The organism is Baaleninema sp. (genome assembly GCF_049974805.1).
Lineage (GTDB): Bacteria > Cyanobacteriota > Cyanobacteriia > Cyanobacteriales > Geitlerinemataceae > Baaleninema.
Window position 1 is genome coordinate 1 of sequence record NZ_JBNGCO010000059.1, and the last position, 22,325, is coordinate 22,325.

The window sequence follows — 22,325 nt, forward strand, 5'->3', positions numbered from 1 at the left end:
CGGAGACTCGTAGAACGATGAATCCCCCTGCCTTCAGGCGGGGGAGAACGTCAATAATACCCCTAGTTCCACTTCCACTTCTGGGGTATCCAAGCCGAGTTCGCTGTCTTCCGCCGCAGGGGTACAAGTGGAGGAGACGGGGCGGTAGCTGTGGACTTCGATGGTGGCGAGGATGTCGCCGACGGTGGTATTCACCGCCTCCGCCATCGCTTGAATGCGGTAACGGGCGTCTTCGATGGCTGAGAGTCGGGCTTCGTTTTCGAGGGGCAGGAAGTCTTCGACGAAACAGGTATCGTAGGAGGAATACAGGAAAAACGATCGGTTTTCGAGGGTGGTGGTTTCGGCGGCGTCTTTGACGGCGTTGATGGTGGCGAAGGTGGGGTTATCCAGGGTGACGATAACCGTGGCCATAGGTTGACCGGGATACAGGGTTCGGGGATCGATGCGATCGATCTCCACTTCGATGTTGTCGTCGGGAATTCCCAGGGCGGCGATCGCTCTCGTCACGGGTTGCAGCATCGCTTCTGAGATAGGTTGGACGCTTTCGGAATCGAAGTCGGTGCTTACAGGATCGGTGGTGCCGAAGGAAAAGCGGATTTCGGCAGTATCGGCGCGGGAACTGGCTATACCGCGACCGTAGGTCGTCATCATGGGGCGATCGCCCACGTAGAGTTGAGACAGACGGGTGGGAGCTTCTAGAGGTTCGCTTTCGATCGCCATGGCTTCTAGAGAGGCTTCTACGTTCAGTGCGATCCCCAAAACGGAGATCGCACCGACTTCCAACAGCCACTTGACGCCACGACGGGACGCCAAAGGAGATAAAAATTGCTGAGACATTCGAGTTGGCTCTTTAGATAATATCGAATCCAAGGTAACTCGAAATGTTTACAACCGCTCGTGGATTTCTGAATTCGAGCGGTTTCCAACCACCTCGAAGGTGGCGATCGCTTTGCGTCCGATTAGCACTCTAATTTTTTTGGACAGTCGCAGTTCTTGAACGGGGATCTGGATAAGGGGTTCTGCTGCCATGACGAGTTCGGCAGTTGAGGGGGTTTGACATCGAATATATAGAATTCCCCAAAACCGGAAAACGTTACAGTGTTGGAGGATTTTTAGTTGTTTCAGTTCGGTGAGGTCTTCGCGGTAAAAATCCCAGAGTAGCCGAACCAGTTGAGAAGGACGTTTCATCTGTATTACGTTTATTAAACAATCTCAATATTTTGTGATGTTTCGATCGATCTCGAGAGACCGACAAGCTGCTCTTTGATAGCTTTTCTAGTTTTATTGAAGCGCAAGCTCACCCGGCGTTGCTCGAAAAATATAAAAGACTTAATAAGAATTTGATAATTTAAATGTTTGGTGTTTTTGGCAATTTTGGGTTCAGTTGCCCGTGAATTCGGTGTTTTCGCCTAAATTTGCTGGCGATCGCGTAAATTTTTTGTCACATCTCGTTACGGAAAGTGATGTTCTACCATTTTTCTTTAAACTCGCTCGGTTCGGTTGAGGCGACGAAACCCCACCTACAAACTTTTTGACCTCCTTTTAATCTCAATTAAAGCCAAAAACAGCTTTATAGAGCTTTTTTTAGGCAGATTGAGGCGATTACAGCAAAATTAAACAGATTTACGCCAACGTAAACCGTTCCACCCTTTCTATCCCTGGAAAACTTCCAGAGATCGCCAAATTGTAAATTTTTTGTAAAGCGGATTGCGGGGTCAGACCCCTCACCGCTATAGTAAATACAGTAGATGCACCCTGATGGCAACGCCCGGATTTCAATCCTGGGCGTTTTTTTTCGGCGTTTGGGTAGGGGCAACGCCTGCCACCAGCGTTGTTGAAGAGTTCAGGGAAGGCCGTTGTCCGATTAAGAGGTAGGTCGTCATCGGTCCTTTGCCTTTAATATCGATGATGCCCCGAGACTGGAACTCATAACGATCTTTGAGGCGTTCGTAAGTCGATTCGGTCACCTGAATACCGTCGGGGAGTCCGTGGGATTCCATACGACTGGCGAGGTTAACGGTATCGCCCCAGAGGTCGTAAATAAACTTTTTCAAGCCGATGACCCCCGCGACGACGGGGCCGACAGCGATACCGATGCGCATTTGGAACTGATGAGAATGTCGTTGGTTGAACTTCACCAAGGCTCGTTTCATTTCCAAGGCCATATCGGCAATGGCTTCGTCGAAATCGTCGCGAGGTTCGGGCAATCCCGACACAGCCATGTAGGCATCGCCGATGGTTTTGATTTTTTCTAAGCCGTGTAAATCCGCCAGTCGATCGAATTCCGAAAAGATTTCGTTGAGTAATTCGACCAATTCAGGGGGAGAAATCTGCCCGGAGAGTTTGGTAAAGCCGACGATATCAGCAAACAACACCCCGGCGTCGGAGAAACTGTCGGCGATGGCGCAATGTTGAGTTTGGGCTTTGAGCCGTTGGGCGATGGTACTCGGCAGAATGTTCAACAACAACTCTTCAGACCGCTTTTGTTCGTCGGAGAGTCGATCGTAAGCTTCTTCTAACTGACGTCGAGCGGTAAATTCCGCCCGTTGCATCTTTTCGTAGAAAAATACTGACAGGTTGCAGATGGTACAAGTCCAACCCAGATAAAGGATTAATCCCCCGAGAGTCAGATTGGCAATGGGGATGTCGGAGGTGATTCCGGGCAGACTCAACCCTCCCAGATAAACCCCCAAGGGAATCAGTTGTGCCAGGAGGTGAAGTCGCCAAGAAACGGGGATGAGGGTGGCCTGTCCGAGAAAGACTAGCGGCCAGACCATCAACGCCGGTTCTAGGTGTCCGACCAGTATCCGTTGAACGATGGGCGTGAGGGTCAGGGCGACGGAAAACAGGACGAATACCCAACCGGGTCGGGTTCGTCCCCACTTCGATCGCAACAGTACGAAACAAATTCCCGTCAAGATTAAGGTGACGAGCTGAATTATCGACCAATCTGCGTTAAATTTGGCTTTCTCGAACAGCCAATGCCAGAGTTCTAGGGCGCTAAAGGTTAGATAAACGCAGGAGACGAGTCCGAGTCCCAAGGTCAGGCGTTTGCGGACGAATCGATCGCGCCACGGCCGATACGCCGGATGGGTCGGTGGCGTTGGCGAAGCGGTCAACAGTTCCGAAAACCGACTCATTGTTGTTCCGAGCCAGTTCTGCCGAGGTAGTAAATTCATGGTTTTCGCACACCGTGATGGATATCGCACCCGAGGAGGAGATGTTTCAAACAGAGGTTTGGAAACTTGTCGGTTTCGCCTGGGGGGGTCGATCGAGAGCTAACGCCATCGACCCCTTCGGTGACACAATGTCACGACCGACTCTCACCCCTTCCTAGTCTTACCCCTTCATCTTAATCGCGCTTCAGACTCGGCTCGAAAAAAGTGAGATGTTTGTAGATAGAGAAGAAAGTTTTGGAGAGCCATCCCGTCAAATCAAAGGGAAAGGCTGAAAAACCAACCAGATAGAGCGAATTTTATCGTTATGGCAAATCGCAGAGGTTGCGATCTCGATCGAGCAGGCGAGGATTGGTTTGCAAATAATCGCGAACCCAACCACACCCTTGTTCTAACAAACTCTGCAAATTGTCGCCTTCGGGCAACAACCAAAGTTTGGCCGTTCCATCTTTGCTGGCGGTGGCGAACAGATGGCCTTTCGGATGGAAACTGACGCTGAGAATGCTGTCGTTGTGGGCTTCAAACTCCGTCACGAGGGTTCCGTCTGGCTGCCAGAGTTTCACGGTGCGATCGTTCCCCACCGATGCCAACAGGTTTCCGTCCGGACTGAAACTCACCCAGTTAACCGGGGCGGTATGGCCTTCCAACGCCGTTTTCCCCTCAAAGGTCTGAAGGTGGACGCCCTCGCGGTTCCAAAACTTCACCGTATTGTCTTTACTGGCGGTGGCGATGACCTCTCCCTTGGGGTCGAAGGTGGCCCAATACACTGCACTGGGGGTTTCGACGCGCTGCAACAACGCCCCCTCAAAGGACCAGAGGGCAAAGGTTCGATCGTCGCTAGCCGAGAGTAAAGTTTTGCCGTCGGGACTCCACATGACAGCGTTGACCTGTTCGGCGTGGGCGGCGATGGTGCGAACGCGCACCCCGTCCGAGACGCGCCAGATGACGATCGATCCGTCGCGGCTGGCGGTGGCGAGAAAAGTTCCGTCGGGGCTGAAACTGGCACTTTTTACGCTGTCGGGGTGGTTGAAAACCCTGGCGGACTCGGCCTCGCCAACCTTCCACAACCTTGCCGTTCCGTCGGCGCTGGCGGTGACAAACTGGCGTCCGTCGCCGCTGAACGCGATACTGTGAACGCGGTCTTGGTGGCCGTTGAGGGTTTGGCGAAGCGTTCCGTCCAGGTTCCAGATTTTGACGGTTTTATCGGCGCTGGCGGTGGCGACCAAGTCTTCTGTGGGGCTGAAACTCACGGCCCAGACCGTCGCGACGTGGTCGGCTAGGGTCGATCGTCGAAGGTTTTCCCGTTGCCACAGGCGGACTGTGGTGTCTGTGCTGGCGGTGGCTAACAGGTCTTCCGTGGGGCTAAAACTCACGGCCCAGACGCGGTTTCGATGTCCGGCCAGAGTTTGCTGAAGGCTTCCGTCACGGTTCCAGAGTTTCACCGTTCGGTCTTCTCCGGTGGTGGCGAGGGCGGTTCCGTCGGGGCTGAAACTCACGTCGAACAGTAAATCCGCTGTGGGAATCGATCGACTGAGGCTTCCGTCAGCATTCCACAATTTTAGGGTTTTGTCCGTGCTGACGGTGGCGATCGATCCGTCGGAGTCGAGGGAAATCCCTGTCACTTCCCCCTGATGTCCGTTCAGGCGTTGAATTTCCGTTCCCTCTAACGTCCAAGCCACGGCGATTCGATCGCTTCCCGCGGTCCACAGGGTGGTTCCCTCCCGGTCGAAGGTCATCGCCAACACGAACCCATCATGACCCGTCCAGCGGTTTAACCGTTCTCCCGCCGCCGTCCACAATTGCACAGTTCCGTCGTCTCCCGTCGCCGCCAACACTTCCCCATCTGGGCTAAACGCCACGCTCGTCACCATCGCCCCAGGGGTTAAAGTGTTGACGAGGCGACCGTCGCGGTTCCAGAGTTTCACCGTTCCGTCGGAACTTCCCGAGGCGATAAGGGTTCCATCGGGACTGATACTCACGCTGTTGACGGGTTTTTCGTGTCCGGCGAGAACTGCCATCAGTTCGCCGTTGCCATGCCACAACCGTACCGTATCGTCCCAACTGGCGGTAGCTATAAACGAGCCGTCGGCGCTGAAACTGACATCAACGACGCTGTTACGATGACCTTCGAGGCGGTTTCGTTCCCGTGCGGCGTCCAGGTTTTGTTGGAGGTTCCGCACCGTATCGCTTTGTAAGGACAAATCCGGCGGCGGGTTGAGTCGTTGAATTTTAGAGGCGGCGTAGAGACTTTGCAACAAGGCGGCGAAACTGTCGGGGGTCGAAGGACTCACGGCGGCGGCGTTACGGGCTTCGATTTCGGCGATGGCGGCGTTGCGGCGTTCTCGCTGGGCGACGTTGGCGAAAATTCCCAAGGTCACAGTCCCCAATAACGAGACCACCGCCCCAGCGACGAGAAACCGTTTGAGGCGAGTATCGCTTTGGCGCTGGCGTTTTTGGGCCAGGGTCAGTTGTTGGAGGATGTTTTTTTCGCGGCTGAGTTTTTGGTTTTGCGCCCGCAAGTCGGCTACGGCTTGGGAATCGGCTCGTTCTCGGTGTTGGCGGATAAAGGGAACGAGGTAATCGTGAACCAGTTGGTAGCGGTTGTTGGGAACTTCCGGAAGCAGGGAGACTAAGCCGGATTTGACAAAGATTTCGAGAATTAAGTCGAGTACCGATTTGAATGTGGAGTCTAAGGTGTCGGCTTGTCCGCTCAAGTCTCGAACCAGTTCGCCGTAGGATTTGATGGGGCGGTTTCCGTGTTTGTCGGTGAGGCTGTAGAGGATGTGACGGGCGATGTCTTCGTTTTCGGCGCCGCAGTCGCACAGGGCGTCTTCGAGGAAGCGTTCGACGAGTTCTTGTTTGGGGTGGGTTCCGAGTTGGCGGTATTTGTTGAGGGTGGTGATATTGTCTTCTTGGAGGCTGGCGCCGACGATTTGCAGTTCGATGGGGCGCACGTCTCCGGTTTCGCGGGATAAGTCCCCCACGAGTTCGTCGATGAGGGCGTTTTCGAGTTCGAGGTGGGGGCGAGTGGCGGTGAGGTGGCGAATGAGATGGCGGGTGTCGTCGGGGGAAAAGTTACTGAGATAGTAACGGTGGTTTTTGTTGAGGATGTCGTTGGCGATGGCGTCGATGGGGATTTGTCGATCGCATTCGAGGAGGTAATGAAGGTAATCTTCTCGCAGGGACAGTACGACTTTGACGTAAGGAATGTTAAAGCAGCGATCGAGAAATTCGTAAAAGAGGCGGCGGTATGGGTTGGGGGGGCGAACGAAGAAAAATTCTTCAAACTGGTCGAAAATTAAAACGACGATGCGGTTGCGATCGACGATGGCCGTTAATGTCTCGAGAAGTTGTTCGAGGTGCGTTTCCTGGGTGGGGGCGAGATATTTGAGGGCGAGGGATTTGGCGTTGGCCTGTACTAAGGCGGTGTAGAGTTGGCGTGCGAGGCGATCGCGCCATTGGCTGTAAACTCGCAACACCACCGGAAGCACTTCGCGGCTGGCGAGGGTGGATTGGTGCAATGCTGGAACTAATCCCGCATCGACGAGGGAACTTTTTCCGACTCCCGACGGACCGTAGAGAACGATCAGTTTGCGATCGGGGCGGGCGATGCGTTCGACGAGGCGATCGATATCGAACTGGCGAGGAGAGGCCAGAATTTCCGGGGCGATGCGTTCGCGAGGTTCTTGGTTGTGAGGACGCCGCAGGTTAAGGGTTTGACGCTGCGGTTGCAGTTGTCCGGCGCCGATGAAGGCGCGGAATCCGTATTGTTGCTCGATCGATCGCTGGTGTTGTTTGAGGTGGAAGGCGGCGAGATACTGGCGATGTCCGCGATAGCTGTTTTTCAGGGTATCCAGCCACCGCAGGTACCGTTGGGGGTCGAGTTGGTGGGAGGGGTCGCGCAACGCCTCGGGCAGTTCTTTTAAGGCGCAGTCGAGGTTGTCTCGGGCGCGATCGTACTGGTTGAGGTGTTTTTGGGTGGTTACGAGGTCGAGGCGAAACTGTTGGGTCAGTAAGGCTTGGTACGGGGCGGGGTCGTTGGGGGCAGCCCGTTTTTGCATTACCATAACTTGCATCGCTTTGTCAACCCATAGGTGGGCGCGGTGCCACCGTTCTTCGAGGGCGGCGACTTTGGCGAGGAATCTGTAATCGATGGCCTGTTGGAGGGGGACGCCGTGGGTTTGGTGCAGGGTCAGGGCGCGATGGGCGAGGGCTTTGAGTTCTGTCCACTGTCCGAGTCGATCGAGGATTTCTTCGAGAAGGGTGACGGGTCCGGCGGTGCAGTCCTGTCGTCCGGCGCGATCGAAACTCTCGAGACTCTGTTGCAGGGCGGTTTTGGCGTGGCTCAACCGTTCTTCGGTTTCTGTGGCGTCGCAGTGGCGCAGGTGGACGAGTCCCAAGTGCAGGGACACCACCGCCCGTTTTTCGAGGAGGGAGCGATCGTGGGGTTGGTGGTTCCAGTAGTTTAGGCTGCGATCGAAGTATTGATGGGCGGTGTCGAGGCGATCGCGATCGTAGGCGTGGCGTCCCACGAGAAACTCTACGGACGCCCGCAGGGAGGGTTCGAGGGAAACTTTCTGTTTTTGTAAGGTTTGCAATGCCGATCGCAGTTCTTTTCGATCGCGATCGTCGAAGCCGCTGGCGACAGCCAGCAGTTGCGTCGAGGAAGCCTGGAGAACGGTATGAAAGGCGCGTTCGGTACGGGCTTCGATCCAATGGAGGATTTGCGGTGCGGACAGGCTAAATTCGTAAGTGATACCCCAGCTTTCAAAGTCGGGAACTTGTCGCACCAGTTGGGCTAAGAGTTCGTCGTTCGCCCAGAGTAACAGGGGAAACTGAAAGCGTTTGCGAAATTCCTCCCGCACGGGGTTCGTGGCTTGTAACAGTCGATCGCGATTGGCGATATCGTCCAATCCCGATACGGAGAGAACTGCTGGAGGTTGTGTTTCTGTGGCGGCTTTAACTGCGTGAAAGAGACTACAAGCATCGGGAGACAGGCGAAGTTCGAGGATATCCACCGAAATGAGGTTTCGGAGTTTTTCGAGGAGATGCGATCGCAGGGCGTCGTAATTGCAGCGAGCGAACATGAGTTTGAACTGTCCTCGCGCCGATTCGATGGCGAACGCCAATTCGCGCAGTAACGTATCGTTTTGGCGTTCTAAATCCATCTCCGACTCCGTCGCTTGCAAAAACGCGATTCTCAAACGCAACTGTCTCGTCACGGGTCTTGTGTCGAGAGAAACGAGACTTTATTCAGTTTAACCAAATCCGACTCTGCTTTTTTGCCTACCGTGACAGGCGAAAGGTTGTCACGTTGACAGGGAACAGTCCGTAGGGTGCGTGACTTGAAAAATAGGGTGTCGCACGCGAGACCGAAAAATCGTCAAGCACTGATACTGTATTTTCCCCTTCATCCCATCACTGCGATCGCACTCTCATCGCATCTCTGGTAAATTCCTGACTGTCAACGGGATTGGTGAAAAAAGGAATAGACCTCCACAGCCGTCTTTCGCGTCTTATGTCCGTTCCCCCCGCTTCGACATCCAGTCCTTTAACGGTTTCGGGAATTGCAACCCCGGAATCGTCCGACGCCAACCGACAAGTTTACCAAAGGCTTAAATTGGCTTTTGCGTTGGGATTGCGGCGACAATTGTTTTTGGCGGTGTGCGACGATACGGTTCGATCGAACGTTCTGGCGGCGCAACTGCAAACGGAACTCAACCAACAGGCACTTCTACAAAGTCTTCAGTTGGATCTTGCCAATCCTAACCCCCTGACGCAAATTCGCGGGGTTCTCGTCTCTTCTGGCGATTCTCTAACGCCGAGGGTTCGCAGCCAACCGAGGGGATTGCAACTGTTGGGAATTTCAGCCCTCACGCGAGGTTCCGCCACCAGTCAATGGGCGTTTCTCAAGCATTTACGGGAGATTCCGGCTGCGATCGCTTCTCTGGATGTGAGTTTGATTTTTTGGATTTCTCGTCCGTGGCTGCATGTCATCCAGCAGTCCGCCCCGGAATTTTGGCAACATTGTACGGGGGTTTTCGAGTTTCACGGGGAACCGAACGGACAGGCTGCGCCGATGCGCCCTACGACACCGCCACCTCGTTCGTCGCCGTCACGCCAATCGCCCAAACGTATTCCGCCGCCCCCGGTTTGGAAACATGTTGATGCGGCGTTGGTGCGATCGATCCTGGCGACGCGCCAGGAATTCGATAATATCGATCCGGTGGCTCTCTTAAATCAGATCGATCGCCTGCACGAGGGAAAGGCCAATTCGTCGCAATTGGCGGAACGATACCAACATCTGGGAAATCGCTATCGCGAACGACTCGAGGGAGATTCCCCTTCTCAAGGTTGCGCCCGCGTTGCGATTCAACTCTACCGCCGCGCCGTGCAACTGTGGCAACTCGACCCTAACGCCGCCGAACGCAGTCTCGCCAGTCTCAACGAAATTGGAACGCTGTATTGGTTGCTCTCGAAATCGCAACCTCGGGAGGGGATGCTTCGCGATTTGGACGCGAGTTTAACCGCTTACCGTCAGGGCTTGTCTCTCCTCGATTCTCAAACTCAACCGCAGATTTGGGCGACGTTGCAACATAGTATCGGTTCGGTGTACGCGGATTTGGCGCGGGTTCGCCAGAGTCCGAAGGAGTGGAAGCGATCGATTGCTGCGTTTGAAGCGGCGTTGTGTTTTCATTCTCCTGATACTGACCCCCAGCAGTACGCGGCGCTTCAAAACAATCTGGGAACGGCGCATTGGAGTTTGGCGCAATATGAGGACGCGCCGACGCACCTCCAGGCGGCTATTGCTGCTTATGCGGCGGCGTTGGACTACTATAGCTGCGATCGCGACGAACTTAATTACGCGATGTTGCAAAATAATCTCGGGACGGCGTATTGGACGCTTTCTCAACAAACTCGCGCCCCGGAATGTCTGCATTTGGCGGTGGCGGCGTACCGAGAGGCGCTGCGCTATCGTACTCCCGATCGCTTTCCGGCCGGTTGTGCGGCGACGCAGAACAATTTGGGGACGGCCTATTGGCATTTGGCGCAGCAGCAACAGTCCGACCCGCCGACGGCGAAAGCCTATTTGGAACAGTCGATCGCCGCTTACGAAACGGCCATCGAGGTGTCTGAGTCTTTGCAGTCTCTTACGTTCGATCGACTGGCTACGTTCAACAATCTCGGTTTGGCGCTCGATCGCTTGGCGCCGCTGTGCGATCGCTCTTCTGCGTTAACTCTCCTCCAACGGGCGATGGATTGCCATCTTCAGGCGTTTCGGGGTTGGCGCGATCGACCTTCACGGGCGAAAACGGCTGTGGATGCGATCGCTCGCACGGTTCGTCTGTGTTACGACCTCGGCGGCATTGAAGCCCAGTCTCGCGCTTTTTCCCAACTTCCCCCCGCTTTGCTTTCTGAAGTTATGCAGAAGTCTCGCTTTGGAGGTTCTTCGATCTGAGCCTTGCTATTTGGCTTCTTGAAGATTGATTAAAAAATCAAGTGTATAGACATATTACCCCCTTAGCTTACACTTTTATTCTAGCAAACTCTGCTTCTTTCTTCAACTTCCCCTCCCCTTACAGGGGCTGTTGATTAAAAAATCAAGTGTATAGACATATTACCCCCTTAGCTTACACTTTTATTCTAGCAAACTCTTCTGCTGCGAGCAACCCCTCGATCGCGACGCGCCGATCGAGTTGTTTAAAAAAACAATTCAATCGGCGAAACACAAGTCTAAGCCAGTTTCCGGACGACTTCAGCCAGTTGCTTGCCCAAATCTTCCACTGTTGATTGATGCTGCTGGTTTACGAGGCGATCGCTCTCATCGAACGCCTCATAAGCATTGGGGATAGATTTCTCGCTGGGCAAGACCAACACACCGATATTCCCGAGAATATCCCGCAGGTGGACGAGACCGCGCATTCCTCCCAAGCCGCCAGCGGCAGCACTCATAATCGCCGCCGTTTTCCCGCGAAAACAAGTCAACGACAGGGGCGGTTCTCCCGGTTCCGGACGAGACGCCCAGTCGATGGCATTTTTCAGCAAGGGCGTAATCGAGCTGTTGTATTCAGGACAGGAAATCAAAAAGCCTTGATGGGATTTCATCAGCTCTTTCAAGCGCATGGCATTTTCAGGAATCCCCGATTCCGCCTCCAAATCGGCGTCGTAGAGGGGAAGGGGCAAATCTCGGAAATCGAGATAGGTGACTTGCGCTCCGGCGGCTTCTGCCCCCGATGCGGCGATTTTCACCAGTTTTTTGTTAAACGAGCCGTTTCTAGCACTGCCTGCCAAGGCGAGAATTTTGGGCGTTTCGCTCACGGATGGGTTCTCCCAATTTTGCAAAATGTTCTCGGTTGTTCTGTATTGTCGCGAATTTCGGGGCGATCGCCTAAAGCGACAGTTTTAAAATACAGGATGGGAGTCGCGCCAGGACGAGATACAGCGATGACTTGTTGAGAAGTTGATGGCTGAGACATCTCGATTGGAAGCGGCGAGGGTGTTTCGCAACGCCTTAAATTCGCAGTCTCGCTGAACGAGATCGATCGTACACTTGCGATCGCCTAGACGAAACGAGATTTCGTCGCGGCGTTCTAAATCCATCGCCAATTCGATCGAATTTCAAAACCATGACTGACGCTTTTCCGGGTATCGATGCTTTTCTCCTCGACCTCAACGGCGTGTTTTACGTGGGAAACCGCCTCATCGACGGCGCCATCGACACCATTAAAACTCTGAAATCTCGAGAGATTCCCTGTCGCTACATTACCAATACCACCACTCAATCGATCGACACCTTCCACCAAAAACTCCTAAATTTGGGACTTCCTATCGAGAAAAAAGATATCGTTAGCGCCCCCTACGCCGCCGTTCTACACCTGAGACAGATGGAAAACCCCAAATGTCACCTGTTGCTCTCAGAAGACGCCAAACGGGAGTTTTCCGAATTCCAACAATCCGATACCGAACCGGATGTCATCGTCATCGGCGATATCGGCGATCGCTGGGATTACAACCTAATGAACGACATTTTCGGGATGTTAGTCCGGGGTGCGGAACTCGTCGCCCTCCATAAAGGTCGCTACTGCGAAGGAGAGCAGGGACTTCAACTCGATATCGGGGCGTTCGTCACGGGATTGGAGTACGCCAGTGGAAAAACCGCCACCGTTATCGGGAAGCCGTCACCGTCGTTCTTTAAATTAGCCTTAAGCGATTTGAACCTGTCGCCGTACAATGTCGCCCTCGTCGGTGACGATATTTATTCCGATGTGGGAGGAGCGCAAAAAGCTGGGCTGATGGGGGTTTTGGTGAAAACTGGCAAGTACCGCCCGGAACTGGCGGAGGAAGCCCCCGTGCGTCCCGATCGCATTTTGGATTCGATCGCCGACTTAGCCAATTTGCTGTAATACCAATTCTTGTAACGATTCGATGACGGTTCGGATCTCCTCTCCTCTCGTCTTCGGAAGGGACTCGTTAAGATAAAGCAACGGATAATTTGAAGTTTTGTTAATCAATGGTGGTTTCTCAATCCGGTATCGATCGAATAAAAGACAGACTGAAGGAAAAAGTCCTGTTCGGCAACGAACCGACGCCCGAACTCTTTGCGATTCTCCTGGTGTACTTCGTCCAGGGAATTCTAGGGTTAGCCCGTCTCGCCGTCAGCTTTTTCCTCAAAGACGATCTCGGACTCAGTCCGGCGGAAACCTCTGCCCTCTTGGGGATTGTCGCCCTTCCGTGGACGATTAAACCGCTGTTTGGCTTCATCTCCGATGGATTGCCCATTTTCGGCTATCGTCGCCGCCCGTATTTGATTCTCTCGGGGTTTCTGGGGGCGTTTTCCTGGCTGACGCTGGCAACAGTCGTCACGCGCCCTTGGCAAGCGATTGCTGCCATTTCCCTCGGTTCCCTTTCCGTGGCGGTGAGCGATGTCATCGTCGATTCCCTGGTGGTGGAACGGGCGAGAAAAGAGTCCCAAAGCGAAGCGGGTTCTCTGCAATCGGTGACTTGGGGGGCGTCAGCGGTAGGAGGGTTGATTACCGCCTATCTCAGCGGTTCGCTGCTGGAAATCTTCAGTACGCGGACGATGTTTGCGATTACGGCGACGTTTCCGCTGATTGTCTCCTGCGTGGCGTGGTTGATTGCGGAAGAACCGACGATCGATCGCATTCACTTCGACAGCGTGAAGAAGCAAGTCGGACAACTGAAAAACGCCGTGACACAGAAAGCGATTTGGCTTCCGACGGCGTTTCTATTTCTGTGGCAAGCGACGCCAACCGCCGACGCTGCCTTTTTCTACTTCACCACCAACGAACTGAACTTTCAACCGGAATTTCTCGGACGAGTTCGTTTAGTGACGAGTCTTGCTTCGCTGTTGGGGATTTGGCTGTTTCAACGGTTCTTCAAATCCGTTCCCTTCCGCACCATTTTCGCCTGGTCTACGGTACTCTCGGCAATATTGGGGATGACAGCGTTAATTCTCGTCACCCACGCCAACCGCGCGATCGGTATCGACGATCGCTGGTTCAGTCTCGGCGACAGTTTAGTATTGACGGTGATGGGACAAATTGCGTTTATGCCCGTGTTGGTGTTGGCAGCGCGGTTGTGTCCGAGTGGTGTCGAAGCGACGTTGTTCGCCCTGTTGATGTCGGTGTCGAACATTGCGGGGATGGTGTCTTACGAGTTCGGTGCGATGTTGATGCACTGGATGAACATCACCGAAAGCAATTTTGATAATCTCTGGCTGTTGGTAATCATCACGAACTTGAGTACGTTACTGCCGTTGCCTTTCGTCAACTGGCTGCCCTCGAGTAGTGCCTCGGGGGGTGGCGACGACGATGCGGAAACGAGTTTACCGCCGTCGGAAGATGCCGTGCCAGAATTGGATGCGATCGAAGAAGGAATTGGGGTTTGAGGAGGTTCCAGGTATTCACGGAGGCGATCGATTGTGAACTCTCCTGGCAAATGGCGATATGTGGCGATCGCCCTGTTATCTTTCGCGTTCGTCCTCGGAATTTACGTCTTATACCGTACCTATCCCGGTAAAGACGTCGTTTCGAGTCAACCCTCACCCACCCAACCCTCAACCCCGGTTTCACTACCTCGCCTCGTCAGCAATTGCGGAACCGAAACCCCCGCCGAAACAGACAATCCCATCGCCGCCGCCTACGGAAATTCTGCTTATCCCTGGACGAACGAAATCCGCTGGCAATGCGTTTACAACATCGAGGATTTCCCCGGAAACAGCCTCGACGAGCGGTTTCGAGACGCCCGAGACGCCGCCTCGAACAACGGCGGTGGCGTGGTGTACTTTCCCGCTGGAACTTACCGTTTTTCGGAGGATTTGGAGTTAGCGGACGGTGTCGTGGTGCGAGGGGAGACGCCTAGGGTGCAGGATGCGAAATCCTCGAATTTTCGACCGCCGACGCGCTTGGAGTTTCCCAAATACGAACCTCGTTTTTCCGGCAACGGTACGCCCAACGAGACGGCGTTTAAAAAAATATTGACAAAACAGCCAAACTATGATAAAAAGATTGGTTTAATCAATTTAGAGATCGATCGCGCCGGAATTAAATTTTCGGGAAATCCTAAAATCACGGAAATGCGGGATTTTGTCGTATTTGGCGTTCGCAGTAACAACGTAGCCGAACCCGATCCAAATATTCCCGATCGCTCGTTTCAAAAACCCTGGTTTCGTTACAGTTATCGCTTCGCGGCAAATATTGACATCGACGCTCGCGAAAACGTTTTAGTCGCCAACAACCGCCTAAACGATGCCATTACCGACAATTTCGAGCAGCCGGGATATACCGTAAAATCCCTCGACAACAGCAAAACTATCACCTACAACGACGGCAGTAAAGTCCCGTTTCATTACGGCAATCACTACGGAATCATCGTCAATCGATCGGGACGCTTCGAGCCGTCAGAAACCCCAGAAACTGCCCCCGAACTGTTTCGCAAAGGCGTTACAATTCGCGACAACTGGGTGTATCACACCATGCGCGTCGCCATTCACGCCGCCGGAGAGGGGTTAGTGATTCGCGACAACGTAATTCGCGACGATCGCAACAAACAATGGTGGACGGACGCCACGGGATTGCGAGAACCGCGCGGTGCGAATACGTTAGAAAATCGAGGGATCGATTGGTCGGGGTGGAACGTTGAGGTTATCGGGAACGATTTCGAGGTGTACCGTCACCGTTTGGGAAGTACCAACTATCTCAGCGTAGACGGGGAAGGGATTTTGATTCAAGCCTGTTGTGGCGGAACGACCGTCAACGGGGCGACGATCGGAGGCAATCGCGGTAACGCTTATATTGGCTTGTATAAAGTGGGGGATATTCGCGAGGTTTCGATCGACAACAATCGCATCGAACCGCCGGATTATTCAGATATATCGGCGATTTACGTCGTCGCCGACACGAACGATCGCCCCCATTCGATGGAAAACGTCCGAGTCGAAAACAACATCCTCAAGGGGAGTATTAGCGTGGTGGCGAAAGCCGGAGGACGCAATAACTCGGTGGTGGGGAATCGCGGCGATGGAAGCGGGGCGATTTTGCGATCGTGTCACGTGCAGCTTCGCGATAACCGGGGATTTGAGGAGAAAGCTTGTTCGGATTAGCCTCGGACTGAAAACGAAAGTTCAAATAATAGCGATAAGCGATCGAGTTCGATCGAAGCGATCGACCCCGGCCCTCATTGCTTTAAACTAAGGACTGGTCGAGGGTTGACGAACCCTAAAACTCAAGGTCGATCGCGCCAGGTGGATATCCGCCCGAGTCCTTAACCTTCCTTGAGATCTCGCGATCCCTCGATTATCATGAGTGTAAATATAAGTAAAGACGTTAGCACCTGTGTTTGTTCTCAGCGGTTACGAATATTTCCTAGGCTTCCTGATTATCTGCGGTCTCGTGCCAGTTCTGGCCTTGACCGTCTCGAAGCTAGTCCGACCCAAAAGCTTGGGTTTAGAGCGCAACACCACTTACGAGTCCGGCATGGAACCCATCGGCGGGGCGTGGATTCAGTTCAACATTCGCTACTATATGTTCGCGCTGGTCTTCGTCGTCTTCGATGTGGAAACAGTCTTTCTGTATCCCTGGGCGGTGGCATTCCACCGACTGGGACTCTTGGCGTTTATCGAAGCGCTGATTTTTATCGCGATCCTAGTGATTGCCTTAGTTTACGCCTGGCGTAAAGGAGCATTGGAATGGTCATGAGCGACAACGCAAATCTAACAAATCCATCAGCGCAAAAACTGTTTAACCCTCCCGAGCGTCCGCAAGTGACGCAAGAACTGTCCGAAAACATCGTTCTGACGACGGTAGACGACCTCTATAACTGGGCGCGTCTGTCGAGTCTCTGGCCGATGATGTACGGAACAGCCTGCTGTTTCATCGAATTTGCCGCACTGATCGGCTCTCGATTCGACTTCGATCGCTTCGGCTTAGTTCCCCGGAACAGCCCGCGACAAGCGGACTTAATCATCACCGCTGGCACCATCACTATGAAAATGGCGCCGGCTGTCGTGCGTCTGTACGAACAGATGCCCGAACCCAAATACGTCATCGCGATGGGAGCTTGCACCATCACCGGCGGAATGTTCAGCGTGGATTCCCCCAGTGCGGTGCGTGGCGTTGACAAACTCATCCCGGTTGACGTTTATATTCCCGGATGCCCTCCGCGTCCGGAAGCCATTTTCGATGCGATCGTCAAACTGCGGAAGAAAGTGGCCAACGAGTCGTTAATCGAACGGGGTCAGAACCAACAAACCCACCGCTATCATACGATTTCCCACAAAATGAAATCGGTCGATCCGATTCTCACCGGGGAATATATGCGCTCTCAAGCGCGTCACACGCCGCCAAAAGAACTCACCGAAGCGATGGGAATGCCCGTTCCCCCCGCCCTTCAATCTACCGTCAAGCAGGAGGAAAATCGTGGCTGAAGAGTCGAAAAATCAAGGCGAACAAGCTCAAGAAAACCCGGAAAACAAACCCGTTCCCGCCGGCCCGGTTTCGAGTTGGCTGACGGAAAACGGCTTTAACCACGACGCCCTCGAACGGGACAATTTGGGAGTGGAACTCCTGAAGGTAGACGCGGACGTTCTGATTCCGGTGGCGACGGCGTTGTACGCCTACGGCTTCAACTATTTGCAATGTCAGGGCGCTTACGACACCGGGCCGGGTGGCGAGTTGGTGAGCTTCTACCACCTGATTAAGGTCAGCGACAACGCCCACAAACCCGAAGAAGTGCGGTTAAAGGTGTTTTTACCCCGCGCCAACCCGAAAGTGCCGTCGGTGTACTGGATTTGGAAAGGGGCAGACTGGCAAGAGCGCGAATCTTACGATATGTACGGCATCGTCTACGAAGGACATCCCAATTTGAAGCGGTTGTTGATGCCGGAAGATTGGAAAGGTTGGCCGCTGCGGAAAGATTATATTTCGCCGGATTTCTACGAGCTTCAAGACGCTTATTAATGACGTATTAATGGCGCACGGCTCGACTCGAGTTTACCCCCGACTTTTTTAAGGTTGGGGGTATTGCTTTTTTTGCAGAAATGTGGTAAAGAATGGGGGTTATTTCGATAAGCGGGGTTTCAAGCATTGACTACTCCCCGCGCTGAAGCGACGGGGATTCCCCGGAGGGATTTCAGAACTTCCGACTTGTCGGACTCATAGGCGAAGTCAAATACGCCTCTATGGGTTGCCCAAAGGCTTCCCTTTACTTGTTTGCGATCGCCTTTGATCTCTCGCCGATGGAACCACTTTGCTACCGACATTTCTGCGTGATGCAAGTCTGCCCTCACGGGATGTTAAGCCCCTTCCATTCGGGTTATCGAGAAGGTAATTCAATTATATCACTGCGGCTAAAGCCGCACGAGTCGCGTTTCCGCCCCGGATTAAAATCACGGGGCTACCACGCTCCCGGACTCTTTCGTGTTCGCCACAGAGACATACAAAACAAATCGACCTCCTCGCGAGAGAAGGTCGATCGCAGGCGAATCTCGAATTTCGCCGTCTTACATCGCCGAACCGACGCCGACGTAAGACCCATAGAAAAAGAGCGCCAGGATTCCGACGGCACCGAGTCCAGCGATCGTGGCTACAATCCAAAGGGGAATTCGGGTATCTCCAGACATGGGGGTAATTTCCTTGAATTCACTCAACAACAGGAACAAACAATCGATTCAATGTCGATTTAGTTGAAAAAGTAACTCGAAAACAGAATGCCCAGCACGAAAATCAGCAGCAGTCCCAAATAGAGGGAGGTGCGGTTTAATTCGACTGGCTGGCGGTTAGGGTTGGGCTGTCTCGTAGGCATGGATAACTCCTAGCGTTGAATGAATTGCATGGCGGCAATGGCGCCTAAGAAGAAAATCGTCGGAATCGCCAGGGTATGAACGGCAACCCAGCGAATCGTAAAAATAGGATAGGAGACGGGTTCGTTGGTGGGATTGGTCATGGTTAAAACCTCACGTTAAACAGCGATCTTGTCGGTTTATTTGATAAATTCTTCGATTTGCTGGCGACCTTCAAAGCGATCAGAAACGATCGGCAATTCGAGGCGCTGTTTGGTGTAGTATTCATCGGGGCGCGGCGTGCCGAACACATCGTAAGCCAAGCCCGTGCTGACGAACAACCAGCCTGCAACGAACAACATCGGAATCGTTACGGCGTGGATCAGCCAGTAGCGAACACTGGTAATAATGTCTGAAAACGGACGCTCTCCGGTAGTACCTGCCATGTTGTTAAACGTCTCCTTACAATAGCTTAAAACTCAAACCCTATCATACAAAAACCGCGATACACTCACAAGTAACCGCTACCCGAAGGTAGCGGCTGTTCTAGGAATTTATGCGGGTTCTGACGGCCCTTCGTAGCGGAGTAACGTTCCTCGTTGCCCCAAGATAAAGCCTAACTCCGAGTTAATAAATTTAACGCGGTTTAAGTTAGAGGGAACGTCTTCGATTTCCCGGTCTTTCAACCAAGTCTCTCCGCCATCAAAGCTCACCATTAAGTTACCGCCTCCCCCGACAACCCACATTTCCTCGGGGGTGCGATAGGCCAAATCGAGCAGTCCCCAACTGCTGGAGAATTCTGGATACAGCGGTTCGAGCCAACTTTCGGGGTCGTTGGGTTGGCTGAACTGTAACTGTCCGCCCCGGGCCAGAACCCACAAGCTGCCGTCGGGGGTAAAGCCCATATTTTGCAAGCGGCGAGAGCTTTGGCGGTTGAACGGTTCCCAGGTGTCGCCGTCGGGATTCCAAATCGAGAAGAAGTTTCCGCGAGAGGAAACGGCGACGTATTTTCCGTCTTCAGCCCGAGAAATGTTGCGAAATACCCCGAGGGCTTCCTGCACGAGTCCCGTCCAGTTTTGACCGTCGTTTTCCGTGCGGTAAATGGCGCCGACGTTGGTGGTCATTTCCGCCGAGTGAGGTCCCAAGGCGGTAATGGTGCTGGGACTTCCCGGCAATTTTTCGCTTAAGGGGACGCGATACCAGGTTTCTCCACCGTCGAGGGTGTGGAGTAACACGGCCGGTTCGCCGACAATCCAGCCTTCATCGCCGGAAAAACTGACGGAGTTCAAGCGAACTTTTTCCCCGTCGAAGTCCAAAGGCCGAGCTTTCCAGGTTTGCCCTCCGTCGTCCGTCTCGAAGAGGGTGGCGTTGCTGCCGACGAGCCAACCTCGAGAGAGGTCGTCGGTAAAGGCGATGTCAGCGAACGTCGAATCGGTGGGTAACGATTGAACTTGCCAGGGATTTCCGTCTAGCGGCGGCGCGTAGCTGCATCCTACGAGGAGGAAAACCGCAGCCAGGGCGATCGAGATCGATTTAAAAGGTTGCAGGATAGCTTTCATCGGGTCTTTCAATCGTAGTCGGTCGTTGGCACTTCTGACGAGTGGGGGCGGTGGCAGGCGTTTGCCCGATGTCGGACAGTTTACTGCAAACCGTAGAGACTGAGCATGAATAAAAATCCCAGTCCCAGCCCGCCAAAAATTAACAGTGTTTTTTGAGTCGGCGTCAGCCGATTGACGCCGAGGCCGTAACCGAAATTTTCTTTAAATCCAGATGCCGTTCCTTTCGGTCCGACGTTAGCAAAGGCATTTTTACGGGCGCCGCAAACCGGACAACGCCAAGCGAGGGACAACTCCTCGAAAGGAGTTCCCGGCGCGACGTTCCGCGTGTTATCTCCGAGTTCGGGTTCGTAAACGTAGCCGCAGGCGCGACACTCGTAACGATCGAGTTCGGGCGGTTCCGATTGCGGAGTAGCATCGGGTTGCAGATCGTTGGATTCGTGGGTATCCATGACTCGGCGTGTGGGTTTGTCAGCCAACCTTAAAAAAACTGTTAAATATTATGACATAGAAGCGTCCGCCCCTCGATCGCGATTTTTGGGGGAAACGTCGCCATGGCGACTGTACCGCTCGATCGACCGTCCGGTAAGATCGAACTGCTTTGCACCGACGGCCGAACGGCCTCTCATTTATCAGGAATTTATTTTAAGAAACTCAATGACCTACTGTCTGGGCATCCTGAACGCTGACGGTCTCGTGTTTGGTGCCGACTCGCGCACGAACGCGGGGGTCGATTATATTTCGACCTATCACAAGATTTTCGATTTCACGGCACCGGGCGATCGCGCCATCGTCTTATGTACGAGTGGCAATCTGTCGGTGACGCAATCGGTGATGCATGAAGTTCACCGAGATATCAAGAATCAAGTGGACCCCAACCTCTACAGCCTCGAGAGTCTTTACGATGTCGCCCGCTACATTGGGGGTAAAATTCGCCAGATCCAAGAGATCGATCGACCCTGGTTCAAGCGAGACAATATCGATTTTCAATGTAACTTTCTCGTGGGGGGACAGATTGCCGGAGAAGAGCCGATGGTATTTCTGGTGTATCCCCAAGGAAACTGCATTCAAGCGACGCGAGAAACGCCGTTTCTGCAAATCGGCGAAACCAAATACGGCAAACCCATCCTCGATCGACTGTTAGGGTTCGATACGCCTCTGGATATGGTGGTTAAAAGTGCCGTATTGTCGATCGATTCCACGATGAAATCGAACATTTCCGTCGGACCGCCGATTAACGTCCTCATGTACCAGCGAGATACGTTTGAGATTCGCCATCGGTTGCGGCTGCGCCTGGGAAGTCCCTATCTGGCCAAAATCCGCAAATATTGGGAAGACGCCGTTCGCCAGACCTTCGAGGAAATGCCCGATATCGAATGGCAAGACGACGTAGGCATCGACGGGCAGGAAATTGCGATCGATTGATGGGATGATGGTGCGATCGGGGTAATGGGGATGGGGTCGGTGTACTCTAGAGCGATCGACAAGCCCCCCACCTCCGATCGCCTCATCTTATCGTCACTGCTTCACGCCAGTTGTGGCGATGCCGCGCACGAACTGGCGTTGTCCGAGGAGAAACAGGATTAAGACAGGAACGGTGGCGATGGCCACGGCTGCCATGAGCAGCGGCCAGTTATTCGTAAATTGTTCTTGAAATTCTGCCAGGGCTAACTGTACCGTTCGCAGTTCCGGACGGGTGGTAAAAACGAGGGGTTTAAATAAATCGTTCCACTCTCCGATAAAGGCAAACAGCCCCAAGGCCACTAACGCCGGACGAGAGAGGGGAAGCATGACGTTCCAAAGAATCTGCAAGCGGTTCGCTCCGTCGAGGGCGGCCGCTTCTTCGAGTTCGACGGGAACCGTAACGAAATACTGTCGCATTAAGAAAATGCCGAAGCCGTTGACGGCGGTGGGTAAAATCAACGCGCCGTAGGTGTTGAGGAGATGCCCCCATTTCAGGACGAGAAAGATGGGAAGGACGAGGAGTTGGAAGGGAATGGCCAGAGTGGCAACAACCAACGTCAGCAAGCCGCGACGCCCCCAAAAGCGCAAGCGAGCTAGGGCGTAACCGGCCAGAGCGGAGGTGACGGCTTGGAAGGCGGTGACGGCGAGGGCGACGAAGGTGGAATTGGCGAAGGCTCGCCAAAAATTCCCCTGTTGCCAAGCCTGTTGGTAGTTTTCCAGAGACCAGGGTCCGTTGAGATCTAAACTCAATAGCGACCCCGAGGGGGCAAACGAGGCACGCAGGACGATGAGGAGGGGAAAGAGGACGATCGCCGCCCCAACCATTAGAAA

Annotated in this window: 21 protein-coding genes; 8 read left to right on the forward strand and 13 right to left on the reverse strand. The window is 53.6% G+C overall.

All coding sequences use genetic code 11. The features are described from left to right. Positions 1-33 precede the first annotated feature (33 nt). The 4 genes from ACP5D4_RS12545 to ACP5D4_RS12560 form a co-directional block, all read right to left on the reverse strand. Positions 34-837, reverse strand: coding sequence for an SIMPL domain-containing protein (locus ACP5D4_RS12545; RefSeq protein ID WP_428011963.1), 804 nt, complete (start codon positions 835-837; stop codon positions 34-36). Positions 838-885: 48 nt separating this feature from the next. After that, positions 886-1,188 carry a hypothetical protein gene (locus tag ACP5D4_RS12550; protein WP_428011964.1) on the reverse strand — a complete coding sequence of 101 codons (303 nt, stop codon included), beginning with the start codon at positions 1,186-1,188 and terminating at the stop codon, positions 886-888. Positions 1,189-1,775: 587 nt separating this feature from the next. Next, positions 1,776-3,140 (reverse strand): adenylate/guanylate cyclase domain-containing protein, encoded by a 1,365-nt coding sequence (locus ACP5D4_RS12555; RefSeq protein ID WP_428011965.1) that lies wholly within the window; start codon positions 3,138-3,140, stop codon positions 1,776-1,778. Between the two features lie 341 nt (positions 3,141-3,481). After that, entirely contained in the window at positions 3,482-8,398 is a 4,917-nt protein-coding gene (locus ACP5D4_RS12560) for an AAA family ATPase (protein ID WP_428011966.1), read from the reverse strand. A gap of 296 nt (positions 8,399-8,694) precedes the next feature. On the opposite strand from ACP5D4_RS12560, the gene ACP5D4_RS12565 reads away from it, so the two are divergent. After that, entirely contained in the window at positions 8,695-10,635 is a 1,941-nt protein-coding gene (locus ACP5D4_RS12565; RefSeq protein ID WP_428011967.1) for a hypothetical protein, read from the forward strand. Positions 10,636-10,910: 275 nt separating this feature from the next. On the opposite strand, the gene ACP5D4_RS12570 is transcribed toward ACP5D4_RS12565, so the two are convergent. Further along, a complete protein-coding gene (locus ACP5D4_RS12570) occupies positions 10,911-11,495 on the reverse strand; it encodes an NADPH-dependent FMN reductase (protein ID WP_428011968.1) in 585 nt (194 codons plus the stop codon). A gap of 308 nt (positions 11,496-11,803) precedes the next feature. On the opposite strand from ACP5D4_RS12570, the gene ACP5D4_RS12575 reads away from it, so the two are divergent. The 6 genes from ACP5D4_RS12575 (at position 11,804) to ACP5D4_RS12600 (ending at position 17,653) form a co-directional block, all read left to right on the forward strand. Beyond that, complete coding sequence (locus tag ACP5D4_RS12575; RefSeq protein ID WP_428011969.1) at positions 11,804-12,580, forward strand: TIGR01458 family HAD-type hydrolase; 777 nt, start codon at positions 11,804-11,806, stop codon at positions 12,578-12,580. A gap of 107 nt (positions 12,581-12,687) precedes the next feature. Further along, positions 12,688-14,085 carry a folate/biopterin family MFS transporter gene (locus tag ACP5D4_RS12580; protein WP_428011970.1) on the forward strand — a complete coding sequence of 466 codons (1,398 nt, stop codon included), beginning with the start codon at positions 12,688-12,690 and terminating at the stop codon, positions 14,083-14,085. 33 nt (positions 14,086-14,118) lie between these two features. Then, on the forward strand, positions 14,119-15,798 hold the full coding sequence (locus ACP5D4_RS12585) for a glycosyl hydrolase family 28-related protein (protein WP_428011971.1): 1,680 nt from the start codon (positions 14,119-14,121) through the stop codon (positions 15,796-15,798). Between the two features lie 232 nt (positions 15,799-16,030). Next, the gene (gene ndhC / locus ACP5D4_RS12590) at positions 16,031-16,393 is read left to right on the forward strand and encodes a photosynthetic/respiratory NAD(P)H-quinone oxidoreductase subunit C (protein ID WP_017662390.1); all 363 of its coding nucleotides are present in this window, start codon (positions 16,031-16,033) and stop codon (positions 16,391-16,393) included. Further along, entirely contained in the window at positions 16,384-17,121 is a 738-nt protein-coding gene (locus tag ACP5D4_RS12595; RefSeq protein ID WP_428011972.1) for an NADH dehydrogenase subunit K, read from the forward strand. The genes ndhC and ACP5D4_RS12595 overlap by 10 nt, the downstream gene beginning before the upstream one ends. After that, complete coding sequence (locus tag ACP5D4_RS12600; protein WP_428011973.1) at positions 17,114-17,653, forward strand: NAD(P)H-quinone oxidoreductase subunit J; 540 nt, start codon at positions 17,114-17,116, stop codon at positions 17,651-17,653. The genes ACP5D4_RS12595 and ACP5D4_RS12600 overlap by 8 nt, the downstream gene beginning before the upstream one ends. 542 nt (positions 17,654-18,195) lie before the next feature. Here ACP5D4_RS12600 and ACP5D4_RS12605 read toward each other — a convergent pair. The 7 genes from ACP5D4_RS12605 to ACP5D4_RS12635 all read right to left on the reverse strand — a co-directional run bounded on the left by ACP5D4_RS12605 (position 18,196) and on the right by ACP5D4_RS12635 (position 20,659). Then, entirely contained in the window at positions 18,196-18,315 is a 120-nt protein-coding gene (locus tag ACP5D4_RS12605; protein WP_071592116.1) for a photosystem II reaction center protein J, read from the reverse strand. Between the two features lie 59 nt (positions 18,316-18,374). Continuing rightward, on the reverse strand, positions 18,375-18,497 hold the full coding sequence (locus ACP5D4_RS12610) for a photosystem II reaction center protein L (protein WP_428011974.1): 123 nt from the start codon (positions 18,495-18,497) through the stop codon (positions 18,375-18,377). 9 nt (positions 18,498-18,506) lie between these two features. Further along, positions 18,507-18,638 (reverse strand): cytochrome b559 subunit beta, encoded by a 132-nt coding sequence (gene psbF / locus ACP5D4_RS12615; RefSeq protein WP_428011975.1) that lies wholly within the window; start codon positions 18,636-18,638, stop codon positions 18,507-18,509. Positions 18,639-18,674: 36 nt separating this feature from the next. Further along, the gene (gene psbE, locus ACP5D4_RS12620) at positions 18,675-18,920 is read right to left on the reverse strand and encodes a cytochrome b559 subunit alpha (RefSeq protein WP_428011976.1); all 246 of its coding nucleotides are present in this window, start codon (positions 18,918-18,920) and stop codon (positions 18,675-18,677) included. A 108-nt stretch (positions 18,921-19,028) separates the two neighbouring features. Beyond that, positions 19,029-20,033, reverse strand: coding sequence for a photosynthesis system II assembly factor Ycf48 (locus tag ACP5D4_RS12625; RefSeq protein WP_428011977.1), 1,005 nt, complete (start codon positions 20,031-20,033; stop codon positions 19,029-19,031). Positions 20,034-20,113: 80 nt separating this feature from the next. Beyond that, on the reverse strand, positions 20,114-20,482 hold the full coding sequence (locus ACP5D4_RS12630) for a rubredoxin (RefSeq protein ID WP_428011978.1): 369 nt from the start codon (positions 20,480-20,482) through the stop codon (positions 20,114-20,116). A gap of 48 nt (positions 20,483-20,530) precedes the next feature. Further along, positions 20,531-20,659 (reverse strand): hypothetical protein, encoded by a 129-nt coding sequence (locus ACP5D4_RS12635; protein WP_428011979.1) that lies wholly within the window; start codon positions 20,657-20,659, stop codon positions 20,531-20,533. A gap of 28 nt (positions 20,660-20,687) precedes the next feature. Here ACP5D4_RS12635 and ACP5D4_RS12640 point away from each other — a divergent pair, with 28 nt between their 5' ends. Beyond that, positions 20,688-21,455: a peptidase gene (locus ACP5D4_RS12640; RefSeq protein WP_428011980.1), complete on the forward strand. Its 768-nt coding sequence runs from the start codon at positions 20,688-20,690 to the stop codon at positions 21,453-21,455. A 93-nt stretch (positions 21,456-21,548) separates the two neighbouring features. On the opposite strand, the gene ACP5D4_RS12645 is transcribed toward ACP5D4_RS12640, so the two are convergent. After that, on the reverse strand, positions 21,549-22,319 hold the full coding sequence (locus ACP5D4_RS12645) for a carbohydrate ABC transporter permease (protein WP_428011988.1): 771 nt from the start codon (positions 22,317-22,319) through the stop codon (positions 21,549-21,551). Between the last annotated feature and the right edge of the window lie 6 nt (positions 22,320-22,325).

Bases quoted from the DNA above. Each gene is read 5' to 3' on its own strand.
- ACP5D4_RS12610 (WP_428011974.1), bottom strand. From the start codon at position 18,497: ATGCCTACGAGACAGCCCAACCCTAACCGCCAGCCAGTCGAATTAAAC.
- ACP5D4_RS12575 (WP_428011969.1), top strand. From the start codon at position 11,804: ATGACTGACGCTTTTCCGGGTATCGATGCTTTTCTCCTCGACCTCAAC.
- ACP5D4_RS12555 (WP_428011965.1), bottom strand. From the start codon at position 3,140: ATGAGTCGGTTTTCGGAACTGTTGACCGCTTCGCCAACGCCACCGACC.
- ACP5D4_RS12545 (WP_428011963.1), bottom strand. From the start codon at position 837: ATGTCTCAGCAATTTTTATCTCCTTTGGCGTCCCGTCGTGGCGTCAAG.
- ACP5D4_RS12595 (WP_428011972.1), top strand. From the start codon at position 16,384: ATGGTCATGAGCGACAACGCAAATCTAACAAATCCATCAGCGCAAAAA.
- psbF (WP_428011975.1), bottom strand. From the start codon at position 18,638: ATGACCAATCCCACCAACGAACCCGTCTCCTATCCTATTTTTACGATT.
- ACP5D4_RS12640 (WP_428011980.1), top strand. From the start codon at position 20,688: ATGACCTACTGTCTGGGCATCCTGAACGCTGACGGTCTCGTGTTTGGT.
- psbE (WP_428011976.1), bottom strand. From the start codon at position 18,920: ATGGCAGGTACTACCGGAGAGCGTCCGTTTTCAGACATTATTACCAGT.
- ACP5D4_RS12580 (WP_428011970.1), top strand. From the start codon at position 12,688: ATGGTGGTTTCTCAATCCGGTATCGATCGAATAAAAGACAGACTGAAG.
- ACP5D4_RS12605 (WP_071592116.1), bottom strand. From the start codon at position 18,315: ATGTCTGGAGATACCCGAATTCCCCTTTGGATTGTAGCCACGATCGCT.
- ACP5D4_RS12635 (WP_428011979.1), bottom strand. From the start codon at position 20,659: ATGAGAGGCCGTTCGGCCGTCGGTGCAAAGCAGTTCGATCTTACCGGA.
- ACP5D4_RS12565 (WP_428011967.1), top strand. From the start codon at position 8,695: ATGTCCGTTCCCCCCGCTTCGACATCCAGTCCTTTAACGGTTTCGGGA.
- ACP5D4_RS12630 (WP_428011978.1), bottom strand. From the start codon at position 20,482: ATGGATACCCACGAATCCAACGATCTGCAACCCGATGCTACTCCGCAA.
- ACP5D4_RS12645 (WP_428011988.1), bottom strand. From the start codon at position 22,319: ATGGTTGGGGCGGCGATCGTCCTCTTTCCCCTCCTCATCGTCCTGCGT.
- ACP5D4_RS12625 (WP_428011977.1), bottom strand. From the start codon at position 20,033: ATGAAAGCTATCCTGCAACCTTTTAAATCGATCTCGATCGCCCTGGCT.
- ACP5D4_RS12550 (WP_428011964.1), bottom strand. From the start codon at position 1,188: ATGAAACGTCCTTCTCAACTGGTTCGGCTACTCTGGGATTTTTACCGC.